Origin of the sequence: Bacteroides caecimuris (assembly GCF_001688725.2) — a bacterium.
Lineage (GTDB): Bacteria > Bacteroidota > Bacteroidia > Bacteroidales > Bacteroidaceae > Bacteroides > Bacteroides caecimuris.
This window is the reverse complement of record NZ_CP015401.2, coordinates 3,325,946-3,343,881: the sequence shown is the minus strand read 5'-3', so window position 1 is coordinate 3,343,881 and position 17,936 is coordinate 3,325,946. Positions and strand designations below refer to the sequence as shown.

General features: G+C 38.7%; 8 protein-coding genes and 1 pseudogene. 1 reads left to right on the top strand and 8 read right to left on the bottom strand.

Annotation, left to right across the window (positions count from 1 at the left end; genetic code table 11):
• Window positions 1-37: 37 nt before the first annotated feature.
• Window positions 38-1,597 (bottom strand): IS1634 family transposase, encoded by a 1,560-nt coding sequence (locus A4V03_RS14525; protein ID WP_065538612.1) that lies wholly within the window; start codon window positions 1,595-1,597, stop codon window positions 38-40.
• A gap of 114 nt (window positions 1,598-1,711) precedes the next feature.
• On the opposite strand from A4V03_RS14525, the pseudogene A4V03_RS14520 reads away from it, so the two are divergent.
• Window positions 1,712-1,939, top strand: a pseudogene (locus A4V03_RS14520) (hypothetical protein); the annotation flags it as partial.
• 653 nt (window positions 1,940-2,592) lie between these two features.
• Here the strand turns inward: A4V03_RS14520 and A4V03_RS14515 are convergent.
• From A4V03_RS14515 to A4V03_RS14485, 7 genes are all read right to left on the bottom strand, one after another.
• Window positions 2,593-3,894, bottom strand: a complete 1,302-nt coding sequence (locus A4V03_RS14515; protein WP_065539426.1) for a trehalase family glycosidase — start codon at window positions 3,892-3,894, stop codon at window positions 2,593-2,595.
• A 24-nt stretch (window positions 3,895-3,918) separates the two neighbouring features.
• Window positions 3,919-6,162, bottom strand: coding sequence for a glycoside hydrolase family 3 C-terminal domain-containing protein (locus A4V03_RS14510; RefSeq protein ID WP_065539425.1), 2,244 nt, complete (start codon window positions 6,160-6,162; stop codon window positions 3,919-3,921).
• 168 nt (window positions 6,163-6,330) lie between these two features.
• Window positions 6,331-9,108 (bottom strand): family 78 glycoside hydrolase catalytic domain, encoded by a 2,778-nt coding sequence (locus A4V03_RS14505; protein ID WP_065539424.1) that lies wholly within the window; start codon window positions 9,106-9,108, stop codon window positions 6,331-6,333.
• 112 nt (window positions 9,109-9,220) lie between these two features.
• Entirely contained in the window at window positions 9,221-11,104 is a 1,884-nt protein-coding gene (locus tag A4V03_RS14500; protein WP_065539423.1) for a SusF/SusE family outer membrane protein, read from the bottom strand.
• A gap of 49 nt (window positions 11,105-11,153) precedes the next feature.
• Window positions 11,154-12,551 (bottom strand): glycosyl hydrolase family 28 protein, encoded by a 1,398-nt coding sequence (locus A4V03_RS14495; RefSeq protein ID WP_065539422.1) that lies wholly within the window; start codon window positions 12,549-12,551, stop codon window positions 11,154-11,156.
• A 105-nt stretch (window positions 12,552-12,656) separates the two neighbouring features.
• Window positions 12,657-14,444 carry a RagB/SusD family nutrient uptake outer membrane protein gene (locus tag A4V03_RS14490; RefSeq protein WP_228767201.1) on the bottom strand — a complete coding sequence of 596 codons (1,788 nt, stop codon included), beginning with the start codon at window positions 14,442-14,444 and terminating at the stop codon, window positions 12,657-12,659.
• Window positions 14,445-14,511: 67 nt separating this feature from the next.
• Window positions 14,512-17,874, bottom strand: a complete 3,363-nt coding sequence (locus tag A4V03_RS14485; protein WP_065539421.1) for a TonB-dependent receptor — start codon at window positions 17,872-17,874, stop codon at window positions 14,512-14,514.
• Window positions 17,875-17,936: the final 62 nt, after the last annotated feature.

Below are 17,936 nucleotides of genomic sequence, written 5' to 3'. Positions count from 1 at the left end.
GAAAAGTTCTCCTGACTTTATCATTGCGTCACCCAAATCATAACTCTAACCAATCATCAGTATCAATGAGGTACGCTATAGCTCTCTCCTCCTCTGTGAGGCAGAGAGTTTTTGTTATAGTGTCTTTATTCTCCGGACGTGCAATCTCAATAGTAACTATAGTCTCGGCTATCTTGAGTGTTTCATCTACAGAGTATGGACACCCAGACAATTTTAATAGCCTTTCAAGTTCCTTGTATACTTTCAAAGCAACGAAACATATACAAACATGAGCCTCAATTCTTCTTGGCGTGAAATGGAACATCGGTCTTACATCCAGCGTACCTTTGGTAATACGAAACGACCGTTCCACATTCCATAGATTCTGATAGGCTTCATAGACTTTCTCTGGACTTAGATCCGTATTTGTCTTATACCCTTTTAATCCATCCCATATTGCATCTTCCTTTATCTTTTCCTCATCTATACTGACTGTAATTCCAGAACTGACTGAAAGGAACTTGTTGTAGCCTCGTTTGTTGATGTCCGCCTTCGTCAGTGTTCCCTTAGAAAAACGTTTTCTTAGCCTTTCCACACCTTGTTCTCTATCGAATGCGTTCTTCTTTGCCCTTTCATCAGAGTATCCAACAATAAGCCTGTCTCCATCCGGATATTTGATATCATTGAACACCCCACACCGACGCTCTGTTGCAATTATTTTCTCCATTATCCGGCCGGATTCCTTCTTTATCCTGGCACCTATTATATACTTATATCCACCATCACGGAGTAGCTTTACATTCTTTGCGCTCATAAGCCCGGAGTCTGCAATTACTACAAAATCATTGCCGAGATTGAATCTTTGAACAAAATCATCTACGATGGGAAGCATTGTATATCCCTCATATTGTGAACCGTTAAACAGAGAATAAGACAAGGGATATCCTCCACGACTGACAAGAAGTCCTAAAACTACTTGTGAATTTGCATTTTTACCATCTTTGGAAAAACCGGATTCCCGTAACTCGTCCTTATTCGTTGTCTCAAAATAAAGGGTTGTGACATCGTAGAAAAGTATCCCTAAATTCCCGCCAAACAATCCTTTTGTATGCTTAACACTTATCTCCTGCACGAGTTCCTGCTGGGTATTATATAGTTTATCGAGATAACGATAAATCTTCTGTAAACTGACCTCTTCCTTGAAATGCCGTCTCAGATAATCCACTGTGGCCTTCTTGCTCATAGGAGAGCATATTCTGGATACTACAAGATGACGTAGTTCTTCATCCTGTATGATATTGAATCCGATTTTATCGTAAACTTTATTGATGATTCTCTGAGGTGAATTCAGAGAAGTACTTATTATATTGGATACTATGTACTCAGTCATTGAATTCTCTTCCCGTCTTAGTTTTTCACACTCATCATCAGGGAAGCTTATGGTTTGCTGTCCACCGTAATGGGCTATCCAATTCTTTCCTTCATTTACAAGTTGACTAATTTCATCCTCGGTTGTACCCACACCTATGACATGGAGTTCCGTAAATCTACTGGAACTCTTATCGGCGACGACAACACTGGTCGAACCGGATCGATTCTTTTTCCTACGCACAAACATAGCACGAAGATACAAAATTCCCGTGCGTCACCCAAATTAGACTTAAAAACACTGCTACAGATATCTATAGGGCAGGTTCATGAGAAAATTTTAAAAAAGTGATAAAGTCAGGATTTGATGGCTGAGCGGGAAAAGAAGCAGTTGGAGACTGACTATAAGAAAATATCATCGCCAACGAAAATGCAATATGCCCGTTATCGGGATGGATTGTCGAAAGTGTTTGCTACGGGATACGAAAAGGCACGGAACTCCTTGCGGAAGGTTGTATTGAGGTTTCCGTCGACAGAGGCTCAAAAGACGTTGGATAAGATATTGAGAATAGAAAAAGAGGTGAATCGCTAAGCGATTCACCGTATATATTCGGTATGTGTGAATTTGACCGTCTGGCAGTGACGTAGCCTTGTGGATACATCTTTTTACTATCAAATTCTTAGAGCCTGTTTAAATTTTCCTGAGATTATGTTAGATAGGCTTTACCGACCAGTTTTTATTCGTCACATAGTCTCCGTCATGCTGCTGCTCACAACAACAGAAAATATACTCGAAAGCAACTCTCAAAACTGTGTCGGGCAAAACTCGGAGCAGGCTCTTAATAACCCACTTTTCATTCATTAATAGAAAAGTTCTCTTTCATTAATTGTAAACTTCTTATTATCAGTATGTAAACTTATTTTTCATTAACCGTAATCTATAAACGCAAGCTTCGTTTATAAAAACAAAGGCTTTGATTATAAAAACGAAGCTTGCAATTATATAATCAAAGCTTGCGTTTATAGTTTGCATCGAATGAAAAGAAAGTTTCCTTCCTGTCCGAAGGAACTTTATACTTAATGGGCGGGAAGTTTTCTATTAATAGCCAAGAGCGCAACTGTTAATACCCCTTCCGCCAACTACAGACGGGCGCGACAAGAAGAGCCGGGTTAAGTTAAAATATCAGCTATAAAATTATGACTGAAGAGAATTTAAACAGGCTCTTATATGTGTTTTTATTTTTCTTATTTAATCAGATAATCAGATGCGTAGATAAAAGCACCGGCTGTCCACCCCATAAATGGAGGCATTTCGTATTCATTATTCACTTCCAAATTTCCTAATTCAGCGTTATATTTCTCCCATAGATTACCTGAAGATTGGTAAATCTTAACAATACTACTAACATATTTCTGAGCTATGCGACGAGCTTCTTTTTTAAATCCATAGCGGTCCAGACCATTTATTGATAAAAGATTAAAACTCGCCCATGCATTAGGAAAATCCCACTGATAGGTTCTCTTGCGTTTCCCTTGTTTGCAAGCGACAATGCCCCAAGGATATTCTAATCTTTGAAGATGAACAACCACATTCTTAGCTTGATGTTTGGTTAAGACCTCTGCCCAAAGTAAATTAAAAACAGCCGCAGAATATATGGGGCTTAGTCGATCGTTTATAAAGTCATAATCATAAAAGCAGCCGTCTTGAGAGTTGTAACAATATTTATTCAACAGATTTTTCCTTTTTTGGGCTGCATCCAACCATTTGTTTGAACCTTTCTTTTTCAATTCTTTATAGAAAAAAGCAAAATTCTGTTCATATAAATAGAGATTTGCATTTAAATCCACAGGATTAAAATCTTCACAACGAAAATCAAAACGAGGGGAAAAATCCCAACCGGACTCCGCTTCTGCAATTAAATGAGAAGATTGTTTCAATAACTTCAAAGAATCTGTTAAAACAGGCAAGTCAGTGAAACGTGTTCTCATATATTCATAAAATGAAACCAGTTCATCTCTTGTTGCACTGTTCGAATATCGGTTTAGTCCTGTAGGTGTAATTCGTTGAGTCATCCAGAATGTGTACTCTTTTTCTAATATTCTACAGGCAGATTCCAACCATATTTTATCCCTGCTCTTTTCGTAAATATCCCGAACCATCATACTGGCAAATGGTGGTTGTGAACGATTCAAATATGAAACATTAGAACCATTAGGCATAAATCCAAACTTATCTATTAAGTAAAGGATGTTATCTACATTATTCAATGCCTGCTCAAAGTCATCATCCAATATCAACCCTATATTGGTAAAATATGTATCCCAATAATACATATCTTGCTGAAATGCACCACTCAAACTTGGAACACTATAGGGTTTTGGCAAAGCAATATATCCCAATGTATCCTTTTTACACTCTTTTACAGTATGTCCCATATGTTCTTTAATGAATAAACGTACATTTCGTATGTCTTCAAGCGATTGCTGTTGGGCATTTATAAAGAGAGAAAATATGAAAATAAATATTGCAGTTAATAATTGACGCATAGTATATTGTATTTTAATAATGTTTTATTTTAACTCAAATACTATTGTTCCCTTGATATTCCGGGAGGAACTCCCAATCATCGCTTCAAACTTACCAGGTTCGGCTACCCATTCATGTCTTGCATCATCAAAGAAACTCAACGCTTTTTTATCAATCGTCAGTGTTACCGATTTCTCTTCTCCCGGAGCCAATTTAACTTTTTGGAAAGCTTTCAGCTCCTTCAACGGACGCGGCAGGGAAGATTTTTTATCGCTGATATAAAGCTGAACAATTTCCTGACCTTCATAGGTTCCTGTATTTTTTATGTTGACGGTAAACGAAATCGTATCATCGGCGGTCATTGTTTTCTTGTCCGCAGCAGGTTTGCTATAAGTAAAAGTGGTGTAGCTTAATCCGTGTCCAAACGGAAACAATGGCTTGATTTTTTCTTTATCCGCCCAACGGTAACCTACAAAGATGCCTTCATGGTAAGTTTCGTTTATTGTGTCACCTTGATGCTTGGTTACCAATTCTTTTTTATTGCCTGGATATTCGCCTAATTTATGAGCACCTACATCATCCAATTTTACGGGAAAAGTAAAAGGTAACTTACCGGAAGGATTAATATCTCCGATTAATACAGAAGCGAGGGCCGTTCCGGCTTCCGAACCCAAAAACCAGCCTTGAACAATGGCGGGAACTTCGTTCACCCAAGGCATGGCTACTGCATTACCGGAAATATTGACAAAAATCAAATTCTTATTAATCTGAGCCAATTCACGGATTACTCTGTCTTGCGCATATGGCAATCCCAAAGAAATACGGTCTGAACCTTCACAATCTTGTCCTTCACTCTTATTTAGCCCACCGAAGAAAATAACATAATCCGCGTTTTCGGCCATTTGCAGAGCCTCAGCGAGAAGTTCGTCTTCCGAACGGTCGTCTTTCAAGTTCTGTCCTGTTGTTACTCCATTTAATTCACTCGATGAATCTCCTACATATCCACGTGCATAAACCACTTCCGCTTTATCTCCCACACGGTTTCTCAATCCGTCCAGCGGAGAAATCTCATATTTTACTTTCAAGGAAGAACTACCACCACCCACTGTCATCATCTTGATTGCATTCTCACCAACAACGGCTATTTTCTTTGTTTTATTCAAATCGATAGGCAGTATATTGTTGTTGTTCTGTAAAAGAACGATTCCCTCTTCAGCTATTTTACGACTGACCTTCCCGTGGTCAGGAGACCCCAAAGAACCGAATGGTTTATGTGAAGCCATTGAAGTCCGAAAAATCAGTCGGAGAATATTGCTTACTTTTTCGTCCAGTTCCTTTGTTTCAATCTTGCCCTCTTTTATCAGCTTCAGGTAAGGGAAAGCAAGAAAATAATTATCATAAGCATTTCGTGTACCGTTTGACAGACCGTCTGTCCAAGTCCCGAATTCGAGATCCAAGCCATTGTAAACAGCTTGTTCCGTACTGTGTACTCCGCCCCAATCGGATACAACCACACCGTCAAAGTTCCATTCGTCACGAAGAATATCTTTAAGTAAACGTTTGTTGTGGCAAGCATGTTCTCCTTGATAAAGATTATAAGAACCCATAATTGCCCATGCTCCACCTTCTTGAACAGCGGCTTGGAACGCAGGTAGGTATATCTCATAAAGGGAACGGTCGCTCAGATATACATTAGTAGTGTGCCGATTGGTTTCCTGATTATTCAAAGCGTAATGTTTCACACAAGCGGCTACACCATTTTCCTGTACTCCTTTGATATAAGGAACTACCATAGTGGCGGACAGGTACGGATCTTCACCCATATATTCAAAATTACGCCCATTCAGAGGAGTACGATAGATGTTCACACCGGGTCCTAACAAGATATCTTTCTTGCGGTAGCGAGCCTCTTCACCTACACTTTTTCCATAGAGATGAGACATTTCCGGATTCCATGTGGCAGCAAGACAAGTCAATGCAGGGTAAGCGATACAAGAGTCATTTGTCCATCCGGCCTGATTCCATTCATCCCACAACACTTCCGGACGGATACCGTGAGGACCGTCGGTAGCCCATATCTCGGGGATTCCAAGCCGAGCTACGCCTGCCGAACTGAATTTTGACTGTGCATGAAGCATCTTCACTTTTTCCTCAAGAGTCATACGACTCAGCGCATCTTTTACTCGCTCTTCAATAGGCTTGTCTGCATTCAGATACACAGGTACTTGTGCCAAAACTGACAATACAGGCATTAAAGCCAAGCCCAATAGCATTGCTTTAAATTTCATATTTATTTCTGATATAAGATTTGTTTTCTAATTATATATTTATTTTTGAAGTTTCTTTTCAATGTTCATTGACGAGAATGATTCTAAAGTCATCTTGTTGTGTGATTTACCACACAACAAGTGCATCATGAAGAGTAGCTTGTACTCTCTGATTTACTACATGTTTTCTCAGTTTTTTACGAAGAACAAATAGTTGCCGGAACCTATCTTTATTTTTGTTTTATTACTTTCGACTCCTAAAAAAACGATATCTTTAGACAGATGCAAACATACTCCATAATCTGTTATATTCTCAATGTTTCTCGTTGGTAAAAGAATCACCGCTTCGCTATTTGCAGGAATAGAAACTTTCAATTCGAAACCTTCTTGCTTTTTCTTCCATTCACTACAAATCCGACCATAAGGTGACTCATAAGAAGCTGATGCAGAAGTGATGTTTCCAACGACATGAGGGTCAATCTGTATTGTTTTATAAGCCAATGATTGTTCTGTCTGACGTATTCCTCCTATGCCACCATATAACCACTCCATCAAATGTCCTAACATAAAATGATTGTTGGATACAAATCCAAACGCTTGCCATGATTCAGTAAGTGCCGTTGCTCCATGTGCTAACTGCCAACCATATCCTGGTACATTGTATTTACAATTCATCTTATAAATCAACTCTGACAAACCGTTGGTTTCTAAAGCTTGCAATACATATCTATAACCGATATCACCCGCAGTTAACGAATAATTTCGTTTCTCTATATCGCAAACCAGATTGTTAATGATTGATTGTTTATATGTTTCATCTGCTAATCCCATAAATAGCACTATCGAATTTGCAGTCTGACTATTACGGTCATAAGTATTAGTGGAAGAATTGAAAAAACTGCGATTGAATGATTCTTTAATTTCAACTGCCAATCTTCCATACTTTTCCACATCATCCGGTTGGGCCAATAAATGTGCGATTTTTTGCATAATAGTAGCGTTATAGTAATAAGTTGCAGTTGCGGTTAAACCATTTGAAGTCAGCTGGGAATTTCCAGGAACATCTGGACCTATGTCAAACCAATCACCCAATCCATATGCTATGATATTGTCGTTTGCGCGGGAAGCTAAGTAATCCATGTATTTTTTCATCATAGGATAATATTTTTTCAACGATCTATCATCGCCATACCATAAATATGTATACCAAGAGGAAATAATAAAAGCACTTCCCCATTCTGGTGTATCCTCAAAACCGTCTTTAAACCTCACATACTCAGGCGCAATGGACGGAATCATGCCTTGTTCGGTCTGCGACAGATACATATCTTTTATAATCTTATTATACATCCTTGACATATTATAGCGGTATTGCAATGAATATTGCATCAAGTATGCCTGTTCTACCCATCCTAATTTTTCCCTGTGAGGACAATCGGTTAATACACTGGCCATATTGCTGCGCATAGCCCAATCAATAAGGTTATGTATCTTGTTGAACAATGGATTGGAGCAAAAGAAAGTTCCGGATTGAGAAGCAGATAAACTTGTATGTAATCCTACAAGTTCGGTTATAACAGGAAGGTTCCTTGGATTTCTTTCTCCCGCAGGAACGGCACCTTTTACTTCTACATAGCGAAACCCATAATATGTAAATTGCGGTTGCCAAATTTCAATGCTATCCCCCCTCAATGTATAATTATAACAAAAAGGATGTCCGGAAGCTGTCTGATTGGCGGTATTGTTCTTGTTTAGCAGTTCGGCAGGAACAAGACTAAGCTTCTGGAATCTTCTCCCCGATACATGAAGACGGACTATTCCCGAAAAATTCTGTCCAAAATCGTATATCCAATTCCCCTTACTATTCTTATAACATCTGACTACTGGAATTTCTTCTTTTACCTTTAGTGGTTCTATTTGTTGAGAAATCATTTTAGGATGATAGTTTGCTTCAAGGGCATTTTCCCAATTTTCATCGTCATAACCTACTTGCATCCAGCCTTGTTTTTGTTTAGTGGCATCATAATCCTCTCCACCATATATACTGGAGTATGTGATAGGGCTCTCTGTTACTTTCCAAGAGTTATCCGAAACAATCTCCTGCGATGTACCGTCATTGTATGTTATTTTTAGTATTAATTTCAGTTTGGGAGAGCCATATGATACTAATAATTTGAAATAACGTTCTTGTGGCATATTATAAAAACCATTTCCAAGCATAACTCCAAGAACATTATCTTCCTTCTGCAACAGATCTGTTACGTCAAATGAAACATAGAAGACCTCCTTGTCATACAAAGTCCACCCTGCATCCAAAAAATGATCTCCTACTTTGGATCCATTTAAAAATAAGTCAAAATGTCCTACACCTGAGATATAGATAAAAGCCTTCTGTATATTTTTCTTTACTTGAAATTCTTTGCGAAACTGAGGCATTTTATACATACCTGTTTTAGAAGCGGGCAAGGCATCCTTGTTTTGATAATGAATTCCCTTTATTTTCAGTTGGTCTGCTTCCATTGAAATCCAACTGGAAGTTCCCCAATCACTTTCATTCAGAAGTCCTGTCGTAAAAGTATTTGCTCGACTCCATACGGATTCTTCTCCTTTATCATTCCAAACCTTTACCTTCCAATAATAGGTGGTTGAAGAGCACAATTTTTTTCCTTTAAATGGATTAAAAATTGAATTGTCAGAAAGAACTTTACCACTGTCCCATACATTGGGATCACCATTCTCCAATTTTACAGGAGAATCTGCAACACATATACGATAAGCACTTTGTTTAAAATTTCGTTCTTGTGCATATATTTTCCAACTGAAATGCGGTTCTAAGGTTTCTATTCCAATAGGCCTTTCCGCCAGTTCTACCATAAGGTCGTATACCGAGAATGAAGGGGTAGCCGACGCACTTGCAGTAATAAACCAAACGAATATAAAAACTATTTTCTGTATCTTCTTTTTCATTTTATTGCATTCAATATATCGGTAATTTCTTTTTTGCAGTTACGACCTCATTATCATCTGCCCTATCATTACAGATAGGGCAGACTACAATGTTGTTAGGAATATAAACTTTTCAATTTACTTTCGTCACGGTCAATGTATAATCTTGAAGATTGACTGTCAATTTATATTTCCCAGCAGGAATATTAGGAACAAACCATCCACAATCAGCCGCTGCATCACGATATTTGAATTTATTTTCGCCCAAACTCAACACCTCATTTCCACCACTGAATGGTATAAGAGACCTTTGTTCACCATCAAGATGTATGGTAAACATTTCATCTTTACCCGATATTTCCACTTCAAATTCAAAAACAAATTGATTATCCGTCTTCTTCATGTGAGCAAAATTCCCCCAGTCATACCCAATAGCTGGTCCTGACAAAAGAATGTCTGAAGCTTCTATAGAAGGCTGGTCACAGTTGGCCCAAATCAATCCCTGTTTAAGATCAACGGTAATCACATACGAATGTCCCGGAGTATCAGTATGTAGCCAAAAGTTTGTAGTTCCATTCATCGTGAGCACAAATGGCGTTTTGGCCAATCCTCCATCACACTCAGCAACCGATTTATCACTGTCAGAAGGAAGAATGACCGGAAGTGAATGCCCACCAAGATCCATTTGGCATCTGAACTGCCCGGATATTTTGTCTTCTGGAACAGAAACCTTGGCCTTGAATACTCCATTTCCTGTTTTTTCCATTTCAATCATTTGGTCAGCACGTATTCCAAACTGTTCTTGATCATTGTATTTAACGTTCAAATAGAGTTTTTCTACTTCGATTTTGGAAAATACAGAAGCGGCATCACAGAGATAAGTTGCCTTAAGTTTTGAAGTATAACAATCAAGGACTATTTCATAATAACCTTCTTTGGTCACAGTCCATTTGTTGTATGTTGACGGTTCGGATAATGCTTCCGTAATCGTCATTGCACTCTCACCTCCCTGTTCTCCAAATTCAGCGCCATTGTCTGTTGCACTGAAAACATACTTTATAGACTCATTATTTTTGCCAAAACAGAAGAATGTTCCCTGATTTAGCCATCCTCTATAAACATATTCATAAACACCGGTAGTCAACTGAAAAGCCATCCAATCTTGAATGAGATCATCCGCTACCGGTGAGGCTGTACCTGATGCTGCTAATACTGTTCCTTCTTCAATTTCTGGAACATCTGGAGCATTGATTTCATAATTCACATCAACTGTTTTACCTGCTTCAAAGGAAATTTCATTTAATGCATTAGTTAGTTCAAAGTTATCTAGTTCGAGTTTTAATACCTCTTCATTTGCGGTAAAAGGCTTTACAGCGATAGTAAATGTCATAGTCTCCCCTGCAGGCAAACGACTTTCTGTTTCTGAAATCAATACTGATTGGGATGCAGCGGGGCAGTCGATGTATTTTACTTTTTCATCAGTAAAATCCACACACATTTTCCCAAATACGGGATTTCCGCAGGAAAGAGATGCAGAGTTGAATATGATAGCCTGATTGGTAGTGTTCTTGATATTGACCTTAGCAAATGCTACTAATGAAAGCATATTAACAGAAGGAGCATTCTCACCAGCAATAGCTTTTATCTTGCCGTATTGGGATTTTTCTGATACAGGGATAGTGCATGAAGCTGGAGAACCTTCGGCAGAAGGACTTACCACATACCAGTTGTACTCGGTTCCGCTAACAAGAGATTCAGCTAAAGTGCCCTTGAAAGTCGAGGTTGATGGATCTGAAAGCGTAAACTTGCCATCATCGACAAACCCCTTCGAACCGCCATGCCAAACATAAACCTGATCTTCGGCTTCCCAATTGCCATTGGCTATAATTTCATAATCACCGGTCAGAATACTCGGAGCATCAGGAGGCAATATATCAGATTCATTCTCTTTATTACAAGAATTTAATGCAATAGCAGCAAATATTGAAAAGTAAAAAACTATTTTTTTCATTTTCATAATAATTAATGATTAAAATTTTTGATATTTGGGACTGTTAAAGACTCCCTTATTCAACAGTAACACCGGATACAAATTCATTTGTATGGATGAGATTTGACGTTTTAGTTACTTTTGTACCATTCACATAATAGTCTTTTATATTTATATTGGTCACTTTATGGTCTTTGTCATATCCGGACAAGTCGACTCCGGTGCAACCGGAACCTATATGACGAATATTCTGAAAACTTACGTTATTTATACTTCCTCGGATGTTATCTTGAGACCATTGAGTACCGGTAATTCCTAAACCAATCGTTTTTCCCCACCAGCTTGTATCCATAGGTTCATCTTTTAACATAGCATTTTCTTTTATTGGCTCCTCAATGGAGATATTTTCAAAACGAACATTTTCAATGTGCCCCCTATCGCCATTCTGCATAGACATTGCCACCATTGTGAAGTGAGGAATATAACAATTCGAAATAGTGACATCACGAATAATATCCACTACTGTTTCAGCTCCAAATTCAAAACATTTCCCCCAGTCATTCCAAAGTACACAGTTATCCACTTTTATATTTTCTATAATTTTTTGTTTGTCATAAACTGCTTTCTGCCCTTTGATTGCTATGCAATCATCAAATGTTCGGAGAAAAGAGTTCTTGATTGTCACATTGCTACTATTAACGATATCTATTCCGTCTGCATTGTATCGCCAGAAACCTATCAACTTGACATTATCAAAAGTTACTCCATTACAATAATAGGGAACTGCCGCCCAACCGGCCGGGTCTTTCAAAATTACACCTTCAATATGTGCGTTACTAACGCCCTTCAAAGAAACTATATGTCCGGAATTCATATGACTCGAATCAAGAATTCCTTTCCCTACAATCTTTATATTGGAAGCGTTTTCACTTTGAATGGCTCCATAAACTATTGCCCCTTCGTCAATATATACCATTTCATTGCTTCTCATTGTAATAACGCCGGCTTCATGGATACCTGGACCGAAATAACGCGCATTAGCATCTCTGTCGACAGTCAGTTTTTCTGGATTGACGAACAGATGCAAGGCTTCATGATGTCCATCGAATTCAACTACAAACTGGCAGGGCTCTGTTAATGTAAACTCAACACTTTTACCTTTCACCACGGGAGTAATACCGAATTCTGTAGGACGTATTTTACAGTCTTTTATATCTTCTGAAGAGGTAATTTTCACCACCGCATTCTTTTTGAAATCGAAGTAAGCAAAATTTGCAATTTCCGTCTGATTAACAGGACGTTGATACCCTTCCCAAACCATATTCATAGGATATTTGGAAACTCGCGCCTGATGGACCGTCACCGAAGTGCCGTTAACTTCAACCTTCAATTCTCCTAAAAGTTTGTCGACCGCCTCATCTTTTGTCTTACTTTCACAACTCGTGATATGCAAACAGCAACTTGCAATAAGCATATACTTAAAAAAAATTACTACTGTTCTCAACATGTTTTTTAGATTTATTTGAGTGCCTGAAGTTGTATAACAGAACTTCAGACACTCTGTTTATTTTTCAATTTGCTAGTATTCAGGATTTTCCACTAAATTAGAGTTATTACCTGTGCGTCCTAACGTAATAGGGAAATAATATTGATGTTCATAAAATTTGGGAGCATTTGCAGCACCATCTATATTATCCAATACCTCTAACTTATATTTGGGCGGATTTGTACCATGTATCAATATATAACGTAATCCGGAATTGGGCCTCGATAGAACATCTGTAGCCTTTCTCCAACGTCTTACATCCCAGTATCGATGCCCTTCGTAAGCCAACTCCACTTTTCGTTCGTGACGTATTTTATCGCGATCGATGTTTTCCAATTCTGCAATACCTGCCCGCGTTCTCAGGGCATTAATTGCATCCAAAGCTTCTTCCGGCTTATTCAGTTCAAAAGCAGCTTCAGCAAAGTTTAGTAGAATCTCTCCAAACCTGAAAATAATATAGTCGGTACTCGAAATTCCCGGCATTTGAAGCGTATTACTGTTTTCATCCAGATATTTCATCACTCCGAAACCTGTTCCAAAACTGTTGTCAACAGACTGGGTGCCCAATGCTTGTACACCCTCATAGCTTCCTTCGGTGAGGATAGTTCCATTTGACAAACGCAGTCCGTTATGGAAATCAACTTTTGTTCCTTTCCATTCGGTATTTTGTGTATAAATGGTGGCAAAAAAGCGTGGATCTTTATCTTTCCAAAGTTCTTCTGTAGTCCACTCTCTATTCGTAATTTGTTGTCTGTTCAACGTGCCGGGGCGTCCGTCCGTATATTCAAATTCCTCTGCCATTTCAAGGTAAGGAGCGTCTTTGTTTCCGGCATTCCATGCGTGTGGTTTCGGGCACTGAGCAAAATCATATCCCCAGCAGTGTCCTCCACTATACTGACCTGAATCAATAGAAGCTGGTGAACTATTATGATGCTTGGCAAAAATCACCTCGTTGTTGTTTTTCACAAGAAATATATTCTTGAAGTTCGTTACCTTATCGGAGTCAGAGTTATATAAAGAAAATTTCTTTTTTATCTCTTTCGAAGCAAGATACGATTGAAGATAATAACCTTCTGCTTCCGAAGAAGGAATCCCCAGCAAACCTTCTAATTGCACTTTACCGAATTGTGCAATACTTCCGGCATATAAAGCCGCACGGCTTTTCAATGCCAATGCAACATACTTAGTGGGACGCCCTGTTTTTGAATCCGCCACATCAGGCAAATAGTTATTATTAATGATATCGTCCATTTCGGAAAGTATAAAGTCATATACATCTTTTTCCGGGGTGCGTTTGACGTACAACTCTTCCTTCGGATCATCCATATTCTGAAGAACTGTAATCAATGGAACCGCACCATATCGCTTTACCATTGCAAAATAATTGAATGCTCTTAGAAAACGAGCCTCCGCCATTCGTTGGTTTCTTAGATTGGCATCAATCGGAGATGAAGATAACCGTTGCAAAAATTCATTCAATTTACGGATAATAACGTAAGAATGTTCCCACCATTCCAGTAGCCCGCCTCCTATATTCAATCCGCCGGCTTTAAAAACAGGAGCAGCATCTGTATTGTATTTCCAATGCGCCATAGCCTCGTCAGCAATCTCATTAATCCAATGCATTCCCATTCCTGCTTCACTTTGCCAAAAACTATCAAAGTCCTTGGAAAAATAAGTGGGTGTTTCGTTTACGAATACTGAAGTCTGATAATAGCACTCTGAAAGATAACTTTCTATCAATACAGGATCATTCCAAACAGCCTTATCGGAAATCATATCCAACGGTTCCTTGTCAAGTACATCCAAACAGGATGTCATTGTGGTAGTTATTGTAAAAAAGACTAACAATATACTTTTTTTGTAATTTCTCATTGCATCTATTATTCTAAAATGAAACATTTACTCCAAGACTGATAGTACGTTGTTGCGGATAATAGCAACCAACGTTCGGCGCTTCCGGGTCAATTCCATATTTACCAAGTTTATTGAATGTCAGTAAGTTTGTTCCCGACAAATAGAGTCTTACATTACTTAGCTTGCACTTTTCTATAAAATGTTTCGGCAAATTATATCCTAAAGATGCAACCTTCAAACGAAGATAACCGGCTTTTTTAGAAGCAAAATCGGATTGCCAACTATTGCTTGAGGAACCACCTAAACGAGCGAACAAAGCATTAGAGTTATTATTGGTTGAAGTCCATCTTTCTTCATAAAGCAGAGTGGATAATTGATTGCTTGCCACAAGCTGGTTATAACCGAAAGCTCCTTGAAAAAGTGCACTGAGGTCAAATCCTTTATATGCCAATGCTACATTAAAACCATACATCCAATGGGGAGTAGTACCTTTTCCTATATCAGTTTGGTCTTTCCAGTTAATAATTCCATCATCATTCAAGTCCTTATACCGTATATCTCCTGGACGAAGAGTAGCGTTTCCGTTTAAGGACTCATAATGTGGTGCTTCCATAATTTCTTCTTGACTGGTGAATAATCCGTCAGATACATATCCAAATACGCGATCAGTCCATTTTCCGCTCTTCAAATAAATTCTTGCTTGGTCAGGATCGGTCAATTCTGCTTCTTCAAGATATTTCCACTTCGCACGCGACCATGATATGTTTCCACTTATATCATAAAGCAGTTCGTTCCACTGTCCCGAAGTTCCCAATTTTATCTCGAATCCTCTATCGTTGAGACTATTCAGGTTTTCTGGGGGCAGACCAGCGCCAAAGGTTGATGGCAAAGAAGCAAGTCGGTTTCCCGGAATCCCTGTGCGCTCACGATAAAATGCATCCATTTCTCCATAAAGTTTTCGGTCGAAGAAAGAAAAATCAATGCCGACATTGCTTATCTTGATTTTTTCCCACGTTAAGTTAGGATTTGCCAGCCCTGTGGGAGAAATGCCTTGCATAGATTCGTCACCAAATAAATAAGCGTGCCCATAACTATAGCCCGACAAATATTGGAAATTTCCCACTCCGTCATTTCCCGACTGTCCATAGCTAAGACGCAGCTTCAGATTGTCGATGAAATCAATACCGGACATAAACTTTTCCTTGGAAATAACCCATCCCAAAGAAACGCTTGGGAAATATCCCCACCGCTTTCCAGGAGGGAATTTAGCTGAAGCATCGGCCCGAAGAATGGTTTCCAACAAGTATTTATCCATATAACTGTAATTGATTCGTCCGACAACGCTCATCCGTCCCATCTCCGATGCATATCCGTTGTTGGTCATTCCTACTGCGCTTCCTGCAAACATTTGGTCAATGGCAGTAGTCATAAAGTCTTTTCTTCCTGCAAGTAATGTATTGCTTGAATAATCAATACATTCCAACAATGCCATTGCCGTTAAATGATGATCTTTAAAATGGTTATCATAATTAAGAGAATATTGTTGAGTAAACGTAGACTCCTGCACCACAGACTGACTCAAAGTAGCCTTGTTTCCACCAGATGTTCCAGCCAATGTATAAGTATCACTGTTGGGTTCATATGTATAAAGCTGCACTGGCTTAGTAAACGTCTTGCCAAACATATTAACCTTCCTGTAACTTTCAAATATTTTCAACGACAACCCTTTCACTGCTTTAAACTTATATTCCAATGAGGCTGTACCACGCAAATCTTCATTTTTAGTATCCGAATATCCGCTTAATTCCCTATTAGAACTAACATGCAGACCACCTGTTCCTGCTCCGTAAGCGTATGATACCTTGTTCGGATCCGGCAGACTGGCAGGATAATAAGGTAATGTGTTCCAATAATCCTGCCACATATTATTCAACCCCGGAGACATATCGCGTGTTGTATAGTCACGCTGCTCTTGAGTGTATCCAAGGTCTATTTGTAAAGTCAGATTATCCAATATTTTGGCATCAACATTGGATTGGAAATTGAACCTTTCATATTTACCTCCATTTTTCTTAATCATTGTTTGTTGATTCAAGTAACCGAAAAATCCATAGTATTTAATTTTTTCGCTTCCACCACGGACTGAGATGTTATGCTGCTGTTCGGGTGCCCAATCTCTAATTAACACTTTATACCAGTCAGTGTTAGGATAGAGAGGGTCTGTACCATCGTAATATTTCTGCACGGCTTCTTCCGTAAAAGGAGCAGAAGATTCCGGCAATCCGGCTTGGAGATGTTTCTCTCTTTCCATTTCTGCTCTTTGTCCCGCACTGGCAGGCTTCAACATACTGGTTGCCCCTTGCCAAGTGAATGTACTGTTAAGCGTGATTATGGGTTTCTGATTAATACCTCGCTTTGTTGTAACCAATATAACACCATTACCAGCTCTGGCGCCGTAAATCGATGCAGCTCCATCTTTCAGTATAGATACAGACTCTATCTGATTAGCATCAATGTTGTCAAGAGACGCTTCAATTCCATCAACAATAACCAAGGCATTGCCAAATCCACGAATATTCAGTGCAGCTGAATTAGAACCAGGCTGTCCACTGGATTGAGTGGCAATCAATCCTGGCAACCGTCCTGCCAATGAGTTGGAAACTGTTGCTATAGGAGCTACTGTCAGGTCTTCTGATTTTACACTTGATATCGATCCTGTCAAATTGCCCTTCTTTTGGCTTCCGTAACCCACAACAACCACCTCATTCAGCATTGCATTGTCTGGTTGCATCCTAACATTTAATATTGGTTGGTTTTCTATTAAAAGGATCTGTTTTTTATATCCGATGTATGAAAACTGTAATTTTGTATTATTATATACCTCTATTGAAAAACTTCCATCTATTCCTGTGATGATACCTCTGTTTTCTTCTACAGCAACAATACTAACCCCAACTAAAGGTTCGTTTGTCTCTTCATCCACTACTTTCCCTGTCAATTTACGTTTCTGTTGCTTCTTATCCTGTGGACGTTGCTGTACAGATCCTTTTTTTAAAGAAATTTGGCGGTCTTTTATCTCGTACTGCACATCTGTCCCCTCAAACAACCTATCTAAGATTGTCGTGATAGGTTTGTCTTTTACATGCATACTGACACTTCGCTTCGTGTCAATCGCTTTGTTATAGTAAAAGAAAATAAACTCACTGTTTTTTTCTATATAATCGAGTACCTCCTTGACAGTTTTATTTTGTACCTTTACTGTTAGCGTTTTCTCTTGAGCATATTTACTTGCGTTTATAGCATAGGTATACAAAGAAAGAAAACAAAAACTAAAAAGAAATAATATGCGAGTAACTCTCGTTCCCGCAGAAAATATACTACTGTTATTTTTCATATATTAGCAACGAATTTTATAAAATTAAATAATCAATTGTTGTTTAATTTTAGGGCTGGATG

Bases quoted from the DNA above. Each gene is read 5' to 3' on its own strand.
- A4V03_RS14500 (WP_065539423.1), bottom strand. From the start codon at position 11,104: ATGAAAATGAAAAAAATAGTTTTTTACTTTTCAATATTTGCTGCTATT.
- A4V03_RS14515 (WP_065539426.1), bottom strand. From the start codon at position 3,894: ATGCGTCAATTATTAACTGCAATATTTATTTTCATATTTTCTCTCTTT.
- A4V03_RS14485 (WP_065539421.1), bottom strand. From the start codon at position 17,874: ATGAAAAATAACAGTAGTATATTTTCTGCGGGAACGAGAGTTACTCGC.
- A4V03_RS14505 (WP_065539424.1), bottom strand. From the start codon at position 9,108: ATGAAAAAGAAGATACAGAAAATAGTTTTTATATTCGTTTGGTTTATT.
- A4V03_RS14525 (WP_065538612.1), bottom strand. From the start codon at position 1,597: ATGTTTGTGCGTAGGAAAAAGAATCGATCCGGTTCGACCAGTGTTGTC.
- A4V03_RS14495 (WP_065539422.1), bottom strand. From the start codon at position 12,551: ATGCTTATTGCAAGTTGCTGTTTGCATATCACGAGTTGTGAAAGTAAG.
- A4V03_RS14510 (WP_065539425.1), bottom strand. From the start codon at position 6,162: ATGAAATTTAAAGCAATGCTATTGGGCTTGGCTTTAATGCCTGTATTG.
- A4V03_RS14490 (WP_228767201.1), bottom strand. From the start codon at position 14,444: ATGACATCCTGTTTGGATGTACTTGACAAGGAACCGTTGGATATGATT.